The sequence below is a fragment of the Streptomyces sp. NBC_00523 genome (genome assembly GCF_036346615.1).
GTDB lineage: Bacteria > Actinomycetota > Actinomycetes > Streptomycetales > Streptomycetaceae > Streptomyces.
This window is the reverse complement of sequence record NZ_CP107836.1, coordinates 2,096,493-2,109,535: the sequence shown is the minus strand read 5'-3', so window position 1 is coordinate 2,109,535 and position 13,043 is coordinate 2,096,493. Positions and strand designations below refer to the sequence as shown.

General features: G+C 72.3%; 12 protein-coding genes. 3 read left to right on the top strand and 9 right to left on the bottom strand.

Annotated elements, in window-relative coordinates:
- Positions 1-25 precede the first annotated feature (25 nt).
- From OHS17_RS09485 to OHS17_RS09455, 7 genes are all read right to left on the bottom strand, one after another.
- The gene (locus OHS17_RS09485; protein WP_330315201.1) at positions 26-928 is read right to left on the bottom strand and encodes a hypothetical protein; all 903 of its coding nucleotides are present in this window, start codon (positions 926-928) and stop codon (positions 26-28) included.
- Positions 879-1,847, bottom strand: a complete 969-nt coding sequence (gene efeU / locus OHS17_RS09480) for an iron uptake transporter permease EfeU (RefSeq protein WP_330311806.1) — start codon at positions 1,845-1,847, stop codon at positions 879-881. The genes OHS17_RS09485 and efeU overlap by 50 nt, the downstream gene beginning before the upstream one ends.
- Positions 1,848-1,877: 30 nt before the next feature.
- Positions 1,878-3,143: an iron uptake transporter deferrochelatase/peroxidase subunit gene (gene efeB / locus OHS17_RS09475; protein WP_330311805.1), complete on the bottom strand. Its 1,266-nt coding sequence runs from the start codon at positions 3,141-3,143 to the stop codon at positions 1,878-1,880.
- A 21-nt stretch (positions 3,144-3,164) separates the two neighbouring features.
- A complete protein-coding gene (gene efeO / locus OHS17_RS09470) occupies positions 3,165-4,301 on the bottom strand; it encodes an iron uptake system protein EfeO (RefSeq protein ID WP_330311804.1) in 1,137 nt (378 codons plus the stop codon).
- Between the two features lie 191 nt (positions 4,302-4,492).
- A complete protein-coding gene (locus tag OHS17_RS09465) occupies positions 4,493-5,332 on the bottom strand; it encodes a heme ABC transporter ATP-binding protein (RefSeq protein WP_330311803.1) in 840 nt (279 codons plus the stop codon).
- The gene (locus OHS17_RS09460; protein ID WP_443066164.1) at positions 5,329-6,408 is read right to left on the bottom strand and encodes a FecCD family ABC transporter permease; all 1,080 of its coding nucleotides are present in this window, start codon (positions 6,406-6,408) and stop codon (positions 5,329-5,331) included. Before OHS17_RS09460 ends, OHS17_RS09465 begins: the two co-directional genes overlap by 4 nt.
- Before the next feature lie 14 nt (positions 6,409-6,422).
- Positions 6,423-7,493 carry a heme/hemin ABC transporter substrate-binding protein gene (locus OHS17_RS09455; RefSeq protein ID WP_330311801.1) on the bottom strand — a complete coding sequence of 357 codons (1,071 nt, stop codon included), beginning with the start codon at positions 7,491-7,493 and terminating at the stop codon, positions 6,423-6,425.
- 146 nt (positions 7,494-7,639) lie between these two features.
- On the opposite strand from OHS17_RS09455, the gene OHS17_RS09450 reads away from it, so the two are divergent.
- The 3 genes from OHS17_RS09450 to OHS17_RS09440 all read left to right on the top strand — a co-directional run bounded on the left by OHS17_RS09450 (position 7,640) and on the right by OHS17_RS09440 (position 11,421).
- Positions 7,640-9,052 (top strand): HtaA domain-containing protein, encoded by a 1,413-nt coding sequence (locus OHS17_RS09450; protein ID WP_330311800.1) that lies wholly within the window; start codon positions 7,640-7,642, stop codon positions 9,050-9,052.
- 66 nt (positions 9,053-9,118) lie between these two features.
- Positions 9,119-10,675, top strand: a complete 1,557-nt coding sequence (locus tag OHS17_RS09445; RefSeq protein ID WP_330311799.1) for an HtaA domain-containing protein — start codon at positions 9,119-9,121, stop codon at positions 10,673-10,675.
- Between the two features lie 74 nt (positions 10,676-10,749).
- Positions 10,750-11,421: a PhzF family phenazine biosynthesis protein gene (locus tag OHS17_RS09440; RefSeq protein WP_330311798.1), complete on the top strand. Its 672-nt coding sequence runs from the start codon at positions 10,750-10,752 to the stop codon at positions 11,419-11,421.
- A gap of 7 nt (positions 11,422-11,428) precedes the next feature.
- Here OHS17_RS09440 and OHS17_RS09435 read toward each other — a convergent pair whose 3' ends face one another.
- Together OHS17_RS09435 and OHS17_RS09430 are read right to left on the bottom strand one after the other, a co-directional pair.
- Positions 11,429-12,091, bottom strand: coding sequence for a biliverdin-producing heme oxygenase (locus tag OHS17_RS09435; protein WP_330311797.1), 663 nt, complete (start codon positions 12,089-12,091; stop codon positions 11,429-11,431).
- Between the two features lie 198 nt (positions 12,092-12,289).
- A complete protein-coding gene (locus OHS17_RS09430; RefSeq protein ID WP_330311796.1) occupies positions 12,290-13,009 on the bottom strand; it encodes a TetR/AcrR family transcriptional regulator in 720 nt (239 codons plus the stop codon).
- Between the last annotated feature and the right edge of the window lie 34 nt (positions 13,010-13,043).

The window sequence follows — 13,043 nt, the reverse complement described above, 5'->3', positions numbered from 1 at the left end:
GGCCGGTGGGCTTTGCGTAAGCCCCCTACGAACCCTTCGCCGAGGTCAGCCCGGGCAGTCGGCTGAGCACGGTCACCTTGCCCGTGCCGGCGCCCTTCTTCGGCACGTACACCAGCTGGCTGGAAACCCGCTCCTTGGTCAGCGTGCTCTTCACCTCGCCGGTGAGCAGCGCCTCCACATCGGGGTCGACCGCCGGGCGCAGCCCCTGCGCGGCGGTCTGCCGCTCGAAGTGCCTGCTGCTGAAGAAGACCAGCGCCCCGCCGTCCTCGGTGGCCACCCCCAGCGGGGCGTACGCGCCACCGTCCAGCGGCTGGTCGGCGTACTGGTACGAGAACCCGGCCCGCCGGGTGTTCAGCCGCGCGTCCCGCCACTGCGAGGTGGCCGCCCCCGGGGCGAAGACGTCCGGGGCGCCCTGCTGGAGGTACTGCGTGTACCGCGTGCCGAGATCGCGCGGGGCCACGGCCAGGCCCGGTCCGTCCGCCGCGACCGGGGCGGCGTCCTTCGCGACGGCGGGCAGCTGGTTCTTCGTGACGACCGACAGATAGGCGGCCTTCCAGCCCGCGTCGGGGCCGGTCCTCGTGAACGCCAGCAGCCAGCGGCTGTTCCTCCCGCCCTCGTCCGTGTCTCGGTTGGAGTCCGTGTCGGCGAGGAACCAGCGCGGCCAGCCCGCCTTCTCGGGGATGACGAAACGGGCGTCGGTCAGCTTCAGCGGCTGGTGCCGGGAGTTGCCGGTGGGCGCTATCCGGTGCCGGGCCTTCAACCCCGCCTGGTTGACGGCGCCGAGCGAGCCCGTCACCACGTCCGCGTCCAGCGCCGGGTCGTACGCCTTGTCGGCGGCGTTGTACGCGGCGGTGAACTCCTTCAGCGCCCGGGCGGCCTCAGCCCTCGTCGCCGCCGGTACGGCTGCCCGCTCCCCGTGCACCGTCACGCACCCGCTCGCCGTCAGGCTCAGCACCGTCGCCACCGCGAGGCCCGTCGCCCGCCGCACCGGCCCCAGACTTCTCATCCGCTGCTTTCCGCGCCTTCTGATCCGTCGCCACTGACCGTCCGAACCCTACCGGGGACAGGAACAGCGCGAGGGTCGGGACCAGATACAGCACCCAGACGGTGAGTTGGAGGACGGTGGGGTCCGGCTGGAAGTTGAACGTGCCCTTCAGCAGCGTCCCGTACCAGCTGTCCGGCGGGATCGTGGCGCTGATGTCGAACGCCCGGTTCTGCAGACCGCCCAGGAACTCCGCCTCCTGGAGGTCGTGCACGCCGTACGCCAGCACACCCGCGGCGACGACCACCAGCATCCCGCCGGTCCAGGTGAAGAACTTCGCCAGGTTGATCTTCAGCGCGCCCCGGTAGAACAGCCACCCCAGCACCACCGCCGTGGCGATGCCGAGCACCGCGCCGATCATCGGATGCCAGCCGTCGTCCGCCGCGTGCACCGCACGCCACACGAACAGCGAGGTCTCCAGGCCCTCCCGGCCGACCGCCAGGAGCGCGGTCGCGACGAGCGCGCCGGTGCCCATGGCGAGCGCGGCGTCCAGCTTGCCGTGCAGCTCCGCCTTGAGGTGGCGGGCGGTCCGCCGCATCCAGAACACCATCCACGTCACCAGGCCCACCGAGACGATGGACAGCGAACCGCCCAGCGCCTCCTGCGCCTTGAACGTCATCTCCTGCGAGCCGAACTCCAGACCGGCGCCGAAGCCCAGGCTGACGACGATCGCGATCGACACACCGATCCAGATCGGCAGCAGCTTGTCGCGGTTGCCGGTCTTCACCAGATACGCGATGAGGATGCAGACGACCAGGCTGGCCTCAAGGCCCTCACGCAGCCCGATCAGGAAGTTGCTGAACACGTCTCGGTTCCCTTTCCGCTTCGAGTCCCGTTACGAGAACAGCGCCCGGCCCCACCAGTCGTCCTTGTCGCGGACGCCCGGCGGGACGGCGAAATGCGCCGAACCCACGTGCTGGATGTACTCGTTGAGTGCGTCGTGTGCCGCCAGGCGCCGTTGCAGAGGAACGAACGCCTTGCGGGTGTCGCGTTGATAGGCCAGGAAGAACAGCCCCGCGTCGAGCCGGCCGAGGCCGTCGGTGCCGTCCGTGAAGGAGTAGCCCCGGCGCAGGATCGTCGCCCCGCCGTTGCTGTCCGGGTGGGCGAGGCGCACATGCGCGGTCGGCAGCATCGCCTTCAGGAACGGCTCGTCGCGCTCCTTGGACCTGCCGACCGGCGCGCCCTCGCCCTTGTCGCGGCCGAAGACGTCCTCCTGCTCCTGGAGCGAGGTGCGGTCCCAGGTCTCGATGTGCATCCGGATGCGCCGGGCCACCAGGTACGAGCCGCCGGTCATCCAGCCGGGCCCGTCCCCCTCCCCGGCCCACACGTGCTTGCCGAGGGCGGCCGTGTCGGTGCCGGAGATGTTCCGGGTGCCGTCCTTGAAGCCGAGCATGTTGCGCGGGGTCTGGGCGTCCGGCGTGGTCGAGGACGTCTTGCCGAAGCCCAGCTGCGACCAGCGGATCGCGGCGCGGCCCATGCCGATCCTGGCGAGGTTGCGGATGGCGTGAACGGCCACCTGCGGGTCGTCCGCGCACGCCTGGACGCACAGGTCGCCGCCGCTGCGGGCCTTGTCGAGGTTGTCACCGGGGAACTTCGGCAGGTCCACCAGCGCCTCGGGCCGCCGCCCTTCGAGACCGAACCGGTTCTTCGCGAACAGCGAGGGCCCGAAGCCGATGGTCAGCGTCAGCCGGGACGGCTTCAGCCCCAGCGCCTCGCCCGTGTCGTCCGGCGGCGCCTCGGGCAGACCCCCGTACGCCCCGTCGCCGACCGCGTGCCCGGCGGTCATCCGCTCGGCCGCCCGGGTCCACTCCTTGAGCAGCGCGACCAGTTCGGCCCGGTCCTTCGTCGTGACGTCGAACGCGGCGAAGTGCAGCCGGTCCTGGACCGCGGTGGCGATCCCGGCCTGGTGCGCGCCGTGGAAGGGCACCGCGGCGCCGCTGTCCGCGGCCGTCGCCGGGTCGTCGTCACCGGAGCGGGCCGCGGCGACGGCCACTCCGGCCGCGGCGGCGCCGAGCGCGAGCCCCGCACCGCCCCAGCCCAGCAGGGCGCGGCGCGACGGGGCGGTGCCGCCGGCGGGTGTCTCGCGGGTCTCGTCGCTCATCCCGAGCCTCTTTCCGGCCGGTTACTTCGTGACCGCGGCGGCCAGCTTGGACAGCGGCTCCGCCAGCGCGTTGACCGCGTCCGACAGCTCCTTGCGGTCCGCCTTGCCGACCTTCTCGTAGGAGGTGAAGTCGTACGAGGAGGGGTCCTCGCGGTACTGCTCAAGCAGTTTGTTCAGCTCGGCGAACCGCTTGTCCAGGGTGGTGGTGAGCGCGGCGTCGTTCTTCGACGCGATCGGCTTCAGGAGGTTGTAGGACTGCTCGGCGCCCTCGACGTTGGCCTTGAAGTCGACCAGGTCGGTGTGGCTGTAGCGCTCCTCCTCACCGGTGACCTTGCCGGTGGCGACCTCGTCGAGGAGTTCCTTGGCGCCGTTGGCCATCGAGGTCGGGGTGATGTCGGCGGTGCCGACGCGCTTCTGCCAGTCGGTCAGGTCCTTGTAGAGGACCGGCGCGAGGGCCTTCTCCTCGGCGCCGAGCTTCTTGTCCTGCCACAGCGCCTTCTCCAGGCGGTGCCAGCCGGTCCACTTCTGGCCGTCCTCGAGGCCGTCCGCCCGCACGTCTACCTTCGGGTCGATGTCGCCGAAGGACTCCGCGACCGGCTCGGTGCGCTCCCAGCCGATACGGGAGTTGGCGTACGCCTTCTTCGCGGCCTCGATGTCCCCGGCGGCGACGGCGTCGGTGAAGACCTTGACCTTCGGCAGGGTCTCGTCGGCCTGCGCCTGCACATAGGTGCGGTACGCGGCGACGGCCGTGTCCATCTCGGGGCTCCGCTTGGCCGCCTTGCCGCCGCTGACCTCGATCTTCTGCCGGATGCCGTGGCCCTTCATGCCGGGCTTGCAGGCGATCTCGTACGAACCGGCCTTGATCTCGGCGGTGATGGTGGCCTTGGTGCCGGGGCCGATGTTCTCGCGCTCGGCGACGATGCGATCGTCCGGGAAGAGGACGTAGACCTCGGTGACCTTGGAGCCCTTGTTCTGCACGGCCAGCTCGATGTGGCCGGCCGGGAGCTCCTTCTTCGAGACCTCGCAGGAGTCGTCCTTGGCGACGACCTGGACGGCTCCGTCGCCCTTGCCGTCGCTCTTCTCGGCGCAGCCCGTGACGGCGGTCAGAGCGGCCGCGGTGGCGGCGGCAGTGACGACGGAGAAACGAACGGCTCGCATGCGGGCTCCACTTGAGAATGAAGAAAGAAGACGGGAAGGGTCGGACAAAGGTGGGTGAGGCGGACCTAACTTAGTCGAGGCTTACCTGTGCGTTACCCGCCCGCGCAGTGATTCAGGTCTCACTGCGCGGGCCCGGAAACGGACGGGTCACGTCCGACCCTTGAACGTACCCCGTACAGGTAATGCACAGGTCAAGAGGCGCGGTCGGGGACCACCAGCGGCACCCCGGTCCGCGGGTGCGGGAACACCTCGACCGGCTGCCGGTAGACCCGGCCCAGCAGCTCGCCGGAGAACACCTCGCCCGGCGGGCCCGCCACCGCGATGCGTCCCTCGTGCAGCACGGCCGCCCGGTCCGCGTAGGCGGCGGCGAGCCCCAGGTCGTGCAGGACGACCACCACCGCGTCCCCGGCGGCGGCCCGCTCCCGGCAGATCCGCAGCACCAGCTCCTGGTGGCGCAGGTCCAGCGCGGCCGTCGGCTCGTCGAGCAGCAGCAACGGGGCCCGCTGCGCCAGGACCCGGGCCAGCGCCACCCGCGCCCGCTCGCCGCCCGACAGCGCGGAGAAGGGGCGCCCGGCGAACCCGGTGACCTCGGTGGCCGCCATCGCCTCCGCGACCGCCGGATCGTCCTCGTCGGCCCGGTCCGTCCCGGCCCAGGGTGCCCGGCCCATCCGGACGACCTCCTCCACCGGGAACGGGAAGGCGAGGGCCGCGGTCTGCGGCAGGACCGCCCGGCGCAGGGCCAGTTCGGGTGCGGACCAGTCGGTGACCGGGCGCCCGTCGATGCGCACGGTCCCGCTCTCGGCGGGCAGGTCGGCGGCGAGCGCGGCGAGCAGCGTGGACTTCCCGGCCCCGTTCGGGCCGACGAGGGCCAGCACCTCGCCCGCGTACGCCGTCAGGTCGATCGAGTCCAGCACTTGCCGGCCGCCGAGCCGGACCCGCAGGGCCGTCACCTCGGCGGACGGTTTCCCGGCGGGCACGGGCACCGGCAGCCGCCGGGTGTGCGGGGCGAACAGGTTCCGGAGGGTCTTCATGCCCAGCCACCCTGCTTGCGACGGGTCCTGCGCAGCAGCCAGAAGAAGAACGGGCTGCCGAAGAGCGCGGTCAGCACCCCGAGCGGCAGCTCCGCCGGGTCCGCGACGGTCCTGGCCGCGAGATCGCCCGCGACCAGCACCAGCGCGCCGCCGAGGGCGCTGCCCGGCACCAGGAAGCGGTGCCCGGGCCCGTTCGCCATGCGCAGCAGGTGCGGGACGAGCAGCCCGACGAACGAGATGATCCCCGCGACCGCCACGGCCGCCGCCGTCAGCAGCGCCACGACCAGCACGAGTACCAGCCGCAGCCGCTCCACGTCCACGCCCAGGTGCCGGGCGGGCCGTTCGCCGAGCGCGAGGAGGTCCAGCTTCCGCGCGTAGAACGGGGCGATCAGCAGCCCCAGCGCCGCGCACGGCAGGACGGCCAGCACTTTGGGCCAGGTCGCCTGGGCCAGCGAGCCGAGCTGCCAGAAGGTGATCTGGGTGATCTGCGCGTTGTCCGCGAAGAAGATGAACAGGCCGATGAGCGCGCCCGCGAAGGCGTTGACCGCGATGCCGGTGAGAATCAGCGTCACCACCTCGGTCCGCCCGCCCGACCGCGACAGCGCGTAGACGAGGAGCACGGTCAGCAGACCGGCGGCGAACGCGCAGACGGTGATCGTCCAGTTGCCGAAGAAGCTCAGTCCGAGCGCGATCGAGGCGACCGCGCCGACCGCCGCACCGGCCGAGATCCCGATGACGCCGGGCTCGGCGAGCGGATTGCCGAACACGCCCTGCATCAGGGCGCCCGCGCAGCCCAGCGATGCGCCGACGAGCAGGGCGAGGACGACCCTCGGCAGCCGTACGTTCCACAGGACGCTCTCGCCGACCCGGTCCAGGGCGTGCCCGCCCAGCCCGATCCGGTGCTGCACGGAGGCCAGCACGTCACCGAGCGGAATGCTGTACGCGCCGAGTCCGGCGGACAGCAGGCAGCCCACGACCAGGGCGGCGACGAGTCCGGCGGTGAGCGTGAAAGCGGTGGAGCGCCGGGCCCGGGGCAGGGCCGCTGGAGCCTCGGGCCCGGCAGCCTTGGTGGGGATCTGGCAGGAGGCGGTCACTGGTCCGCACCGCTCTCCGGGTAGAGCTGCTCGACCAGTTCGCTGAGGACGCGGTCGGTGCGCGGGCCGTAGTTCAGCAGCACCCCGTCGTCGATCGACACGATCCGCCGGTCCATCCCGGCCGGGGTCTCCGCGACGCCCGGGATCTTCACCAGGCCGTCGATCCCGCCGACCGATTCGAGCCCCTTCGTCATGACGAGGATCGCGTCGGGGGCGGCCTTGGCCAGGGCCTCGCTGGTGATGGCGGTGAAGTCCTTCTTCAGCCCGGACGCCTTGCCCGCGTCCACCGCGCCCGCCGCCTCCAGCAGCGAACTCGCCCCGGAGTCCCGGCCGCCCAGCAGATAGACGGACGCGGAGCCGCGCAGATAGAGGAAGGCGACGCGCGGCTTCTCGTTCCCGTCGGCGGGTGCGGGCACCGACTCGCGTACGGCGTCGATCCGGTCCTGCGTCCGCTTCTTCAGCGTCTCCCCGGCCTTCGGCACGCCGAGCGCGGCGGCCACGGTCCCGATCCGGCGGCCCACGTCGGACAGGTCCTTCGCGGGCTCGACCACCACGAGCGGAATCCCGGCGTCGCGGATCTGACCGATCGCCTCCGCCGGGCCGGTCGTGGTGTCCGCGAGGACCACGGTCGGCTTCAACGACAGCACGCTCTCCGCCGAGACGTCGTGGGCCCGGGTCACCACGGGCAGCTTCTCGGCCTGTTCGAAGGTGGCGGTGATGTCACGGGCCACGACCCGCTTGCCGAGCCCGAGCGTGAACACGATCTCGTTCAGGCTGCCGGTGAGCGGCACGATCCGGTCCGCCGAGGTGATGGTGGTCCGCTTGCCGTCCGCGGAGTCCACGGTGACCGGGAGCTCCGGCGCGGCGGTGCCGGTGAGCGGTTCGATCAGGTCCGCGTCCGCCGCCGAGGAGGCCCCGGAGGCGGCGGACTTCGCCGCGGGCGCGTCCGTACCGCCGCAGCCGGCCAGAAGGACGGCCGAGGCGAGCGCGAGGGCGGTCGCCAGGGTGCTGCGCGTACGCCGCCGTGCGCCACGGCCCAGTGGGGCGAAGTCCTGCGGGAAGCGCACGGGGCACCGTCCTGTCGTTCTACGGCTCGTACTAAGGCGAGCAGTTGGTGGTGATCTCTGAGGAATGTGACGGAAGGGGGTACCGGCACAGGATGTTCACACCTTAGGTTAGCCTTACCTTCGTTACTAGCCCTTGGAGGGGTTCCATGCCACCGTTCAGACCTGCCCACGCTCTCGCCGTCGCGCTGCTCGCGGTCCTGCTGGGTGCTCTGCTCCCGGCCACCGCCGCGCAAGCGGCGAGCCGCACGGTGCAGGGCGGACGGCTGGACTGGGGCATCAAGTCCTCGTTCCGGAGCTATGTCACCGGGCCGATCGCCCAGGGGAGTTGGGGGCTGACCGGCGGAGCCGCCACGGTCGGCGGCAGCCAGTTCCGCTTCCACTCCGCGACCGGCTCCTACGACCCGGCGACCGGCGCCTTCAGGGCCGGCTTCTCGGGCGGCGTCCGCTTCACCGGCCACAAGAAGTCCGACGGCTCCTACGAGCTGGACCTCTCCATCAGCCGCCCCACCGTCCGCATCCAGGGCGGCAGCGGCACCCTGTACGCGGACATGACCAGCAAGGAGCGCGGCAGCGGGCGCGTCACCACCGCCGCCCAGGTCCCGCTGGCCACGCTGGGCCTGTCCGGGATCGATATGCGGGGCGGTACCACCCCCGTCGCCCTGACCAACATCCCGGCCACGCTCACCGCGCAGGGCGCCAAGTCCTTCGCCGGCTACTACACGGCCGGCACGCCCCTGGACCCGGTCGGCCTCTCCGTGGACACCAAGGGCCCGGCCGCGCAGCCCTCCAAGTCCCCGGCGTGGCCGGACAAGAGCGCAGAGCCGAAGAAGAAGTCCACGGCGGGCCGCTTCGAGGACGCCGCCGTCGACTGGGGCGTGCGCCGCACCTTCCGCGAGTACGTCACCGGCTCGATCGGCCAGGGCAAGTGGACCCTCGCCGACGGTGCCCAGGACGGCGGCGCGCTCTTCCGCTTCCCGAAGGGCAAGGGCACGTACGACCCCGAGGGGCAGACCCTGACGGCCGCCTTCGCGGGCAGCGTCCGCTTCACCGCGCACGACGGCCTCGACCTCAAGCTGTCCCGGTTCGCGGTCGCCGTGAAGTCCGGCAAGGGCACGCTGAGCGCCGACGTCCTGAGCGACGGCAAGGCCGCGGAGTCCGTCCCGCTCGTCACCTTCGCGGCCAAGGACTTCGCCCCGGAGAAGGGCCTCGCGGTCCTCACCGAGGCCCCCGCCACCCTGACCGCCGACGGCGCGAAGGTCTTCGGTTCGCTCTACAAGGCGGGCACCGCGATGGACCCGGTCTCGCTCGCCGTGGCCACCGACGCGAAGGCCCAACTCCCCGCCCTGCCCGACCTGGGCAGCGACGCGTCCGCCTCGCCCGAGCCGACCGGCAGCCCGGCGGCGAAGACGGCCACCGTCCCCACGGCCGCCGCGAAGGACGACGACTCCCGCACCGGGCTCTACCTGACCCTCGGCGGCGCCGGACTGCTCGCCGCGGCGGCGGTCACCGTGCTGGTGTTCGTACGCCGCAACCGGGCGACGCCGGACGCCTCCTCCTGACCCCCCCGCACCACCCGTCCCCCCATCACCCCGTACACCCTGTTCATCTCTGAGGAGACCCCGACCATGGCAGCCACCCGCCGCCCCATAACCCTCGCCGCAGCCGTCGCCACCGCTGCCACCCTCGGCGCCGCACTCGCCCTCCCGGCCCTCGCCGCCGACCGGACCACGCCGAACGCCGCGGGCGCCGCGCCGACCATCGAGCTGAAGGACGGCACGCTGGACTGGGGCTTCAAGGAGTCCTTCCGCCGGTACATCGGCGGCGCCGGCAAGATCACCGTCAAGGACGGGGCGAAGCAGGCCGAGAACAACGGTGTCTTCACGTTCGTCAACGGCAAGGGCACCTACAACACCGGCACCCACGCCACCGACACCGCGTTCGAGGGCGGCGTCAACTTCTCCGCGCACGGCGGCGTCCTGGACATCACGCTCTCCGACGTCAAGGTCTCCACCGCCGGCACGGGCGGCGCGATCACCGCCGACGTGGCCACCCCGCAGGGCACCCAGAACGACGTCGCCGTCGCGGCCCTCGACCTCTCGGCGGTGAAGCCGGGCCAGGGCACGGGCGGCGCGATGGTCTTCAAGGACATCCCGGCCACGCTGACCAAGGCCGGCTCCGAGGCGTTCAACGGGCAGTACAAGGAGGGCGAGGTGCTGGACCCGGCCACGCTCACTGTCACGGCGGCCGCGGCCCCGACCGAGAAGCCCACCGAGAAGCCGACGGACAAGCCGACCGAGAAGCCCACGGAAAAGCCCACCGAGAAGCCGACCGAGAAGCCCACCACCAAGCCCACCGAGCCGACCGGCAAGCCCAGCCCCACGGCCACCGCCACCGACAAGCCGGCCGCCGAGTCCGGCGACATCGTGGACGGCACCCTGGACTGGGGCGTGCGCGCGTCCTTCCGCTCCTACGTCACCGGCCCCATCGCCAAGGGCAAGGTCGAGACGACGTCCGGCGCCAAGGCCACCGCGGGCGGCTACCGCTTCCCCGACGCCACCGGCACCTACGACGCCGCCGGGCAGAAGCTCAAGGCCACGTTCGGCGGGAAGGTCCGCTTCCTCGGCCACGAGGAGGACGGCGCCTACACCCTCGACCTGTCGCTGTCCCACCTGAAGGTCCAGGTCTCCGGCTCCAAGGGCACGCTCCTCGCCGACGTCTCCTCCAAGGACCGCGCGACCAAGAAGGTGTCCACGTACACCGGTCTGGCCGTCGCCGACCTGAAGCTGCCCGCGGGCAAGCTGGCCGCCAAGGACGGCGTCGTGACCCTCTCCGGCGTCCCGGCGACCCTCACCTCCGACGGCGCCACCAAGGCGTTCGGCGGGATGTACCAGGCGGGCGAGGCGCTCGACGCGCTGACCGTCGCGGTCTCCCTCGACAAGGACGCCACGCTCCCGACCGGCTCCACCACGGGCGGCTCCACGACCGGCGGCTCCACCACCGGCGGCGGCAGCGCAGGCGGTTCGGGCTCCGTCGGCGGCGCCGGTACGGTCGGCGGCTCGGGCGCCCTCGCCTCCACCGGCTCCGACGTGCCCACGGGCTCGCTGCTCGCCGCCTCGGGCCTGATCGTGGCGGCCGGCGCCGGAGCGGTCGTCGTGGCCCGCCGTCGCCGTACCACCGCCTGACCCACCGCACGACACCGCCCGGGTACCGGCCCTCTCGTTGGGGCGGGTGCCCGGGCGGGTGCTTGAATGCGGGCGTGAACGACTACGACGTACCCGCCGGCACCGACATCCTCCGCGTGTTCTGCGGACCGGACGGCCGGCACGGCAACGCCCTCGGTGTCGTACGCGACGGGAGCCGCATCCCCGACCGCGCGGACCGGCAGGAGCTCGCCGGGAAGCTCGGCTTCAGCGAGACCGTGTTCGTGGACGACCCCGAGCGCGGCCGGCTCGACATCTACACCCCGGGGCTGCGGCTGCCGTTCGCCGGGCACCCCGTCGTCGGCGCCGCCTGGCTGCTCGACCTGGAGGTCCTGGAGCTGGAGGTGGGCGACGTGTTCGCCCGCCACGACGGGGAGTTCTGCTGGATCACCGCCCGCCCGGAGTGGGCGCCGCCGCGCACCCTGACGCAGTACGCCTCGGCCGCCGAGGTCGACGCGCTCCCGGCACCGCCGCCCGGCGAGGGCTGGCTCTACGCCTGGGCGTGGGAGGAGGAGGCGGCGGGGCGCGTACGGGCACGGGCCTTTCCGCGCAGGGACGATGGCATCGTGGAGGACGAAGCGACGGGAGCCGCGGCCCTGTTGCTGAGCGCGCACCTCGGGCGCGCGCTCAACATCACACAGGGCCGCGGCTCCCAGATCCTCACGGCTCCCGCGCCGGACGGCACGGTGGAGATCGGCGGCAGGGTGGTCCTGGCCCACCACGGGTGAAGCGGGGTCAGGCGGCGCGGAACTCCTCGCCCAGCTCCCGGAACACGGCGGTGTTCAGCGCGAACGCGCGCTTGCACTCGTCCACGATCCGCCGCTTCTCCAGGTCGTCCGCGTTCACCGCGTCCAGCAGCTCGCGGTAACCCCGCTTGAAGGCGGCCGGGTTGGGGATCTCCTCGAAGACATAGAACCGCACCCCGTCGCCCTTGCGCGCGAAGCCCCAGGTCTTCTCCGCCTTGTCCCGGATGATCTGACCGCCCGACAGGTCTCCCAGGTAGCGCGTGTAGTGGTGCGCGATGTAACCGGCGGGCCAGGTCCGGGCGCACTCGGCGACCCGCTCGGCGTAAGCGGCGGTGGCCGGCAGCGGCGCCAGGCCCTCGCGCCAGCCGGCGCCCCGCAGATGGGCCAGGTCGCGCTCCAGCTCGGCGGTGCGCATCAGCTCGGGCTGTATGAACGGCCCCGCCACGGGGTCCGAGGCGAGCGCCCCGGCGCCCTCCTCCAGCGCGCGGTACACGAACCACAGCTGCTCGGTGTAGCGCGTGTACGCGTCGACGCCGAGGCGCCCGCCGAGCAGGTCGCCCATGAACGTCGAGGTCTCCGCCTCGGTGTGCTGCTCGTGGGACGCGATGCGGATCAGCGTCGAGAAGGGCGGGGCGGTGACGGTTGCGTCCAAGGTGGGCCTCCGGGGCCGAGGGGGACGGGAAGTCCAGACAGAGACGGAAATATCGGCCCGCCGCGACTGTCCGCCGGTGACGGGCCCGATACGCCGATCCTCCTACTTAGGCAAACCTAAGTCAACTCCTTGCCGACGTCTTGTCGGTAACTGTGGGTGCGCCCGGGTGTGCCGTCGGTCCGGTGGCTGCGTGCCCGGTCAGGCGGTCTCGTCGGGTGCGGCCGAGATGCGGTCGAGCAGTTCCGTGAGCAGGGCGCGCTCGCCGGCGGTCAGCGCTTCGGTGCGGGGGAGGAGGGCGTGCAGGGCCACGGCGGCCGCGGCGGGGCCGGGGGCCGGGGAGGCGGGGGCCTCGGTGGTGATCGCCGTGATCACCGCTTCTCGTGCCAGGTGGGACACCGTCATGTCCCGCTGTTCCTCGGGGGTGGCGATGAGGGAGAGGGTGGTGCCGCCGCCCACGGCCTGCACCAGGTGGGTGGCGCGCCTTTCGTCGACCCGCAGGCGGCCGGCCTCGGCGATCCGGTGGATGTGGGTCGCGAGCAGTTCCAGCGCGGCGCGGGACGCGGGCGAGGGGGTGCCGGGGCTGGGCTGGGCGTACATCAGGGTGTACAGCGCCGGGTTGGCGAGGCCGAACTCCGTGTTGAAGTCCCAGCCGGTGCGCAGGTCCTGTACCGGATCGTCGGTGAGCTCCAGGGACGCCTTGCTGCCGACGTGGGCGGCGAAGCCATGGGCGGCCACGGCGTCGAGCAGTCCCTGCTTGTCGCCGAACAGCCGGTAGATCGTGGGTGCCTGGACGCCGGCCGCGGCGCTCACCGCACGCGTCGACACCGCCTCGCGCCCTTCCTTGGCGAGCAGTCGGGTGGCGGCTTCGATGATCCGGCGGCGGTTGCTGTCGGCGGGGGCGAGGTGCTCGGTCTCCATGGTTTCCGATGATAACGGGATGATGTTAGCGGTT

Excerpts from the sequence above, each read along its gene's own strand:
- efeB (WP_330311805.1), bottom strand. The coding sequence starts at position 3,143 with ATGAGCGACGAGACCCGCGAGACACCCGCCGGCGGCACCGCCCCGTCG.
- efeO (WP_330311804.1), bottom strand. The coding sequence starts at position 4,301 with ATGCGAGCCGTTCGTTTCTCCGTCGTCACTGCCGCCGCCACCGCGGCC.
- OHS17_RS09450 (WP_330311800.1), top strand. The coding sequence starts at position 7,640 with ATGCCACCGTTCAGACCTGCCCACGCTCTCGCCGTCGCGCTGCTCGCG.
- OHS17_RS09445 (WP_330311799.1), top strand. The coding sequence starts at position 9,119 with ATGGCAGCCACCCGCCGCCCCATAACCCTCGCCGCAGCCGTCGCCACC.
- OHS17_RS09465 (WP_330311803.1), bottom strand. The coding sequence starts at position 5,332 with ATGAAGACCCTCCGGAACCTGTTCGCCCCGCACACCCGGCGGCTGCCG.
- OHS17_RS09430 (WP_330311796.1), bottom strand. The coding sequence starts at position 13,009 with ATGGAGACCGAGCACCTCGCCCCCGCCGACAGCAACCGCCGCCGGATC.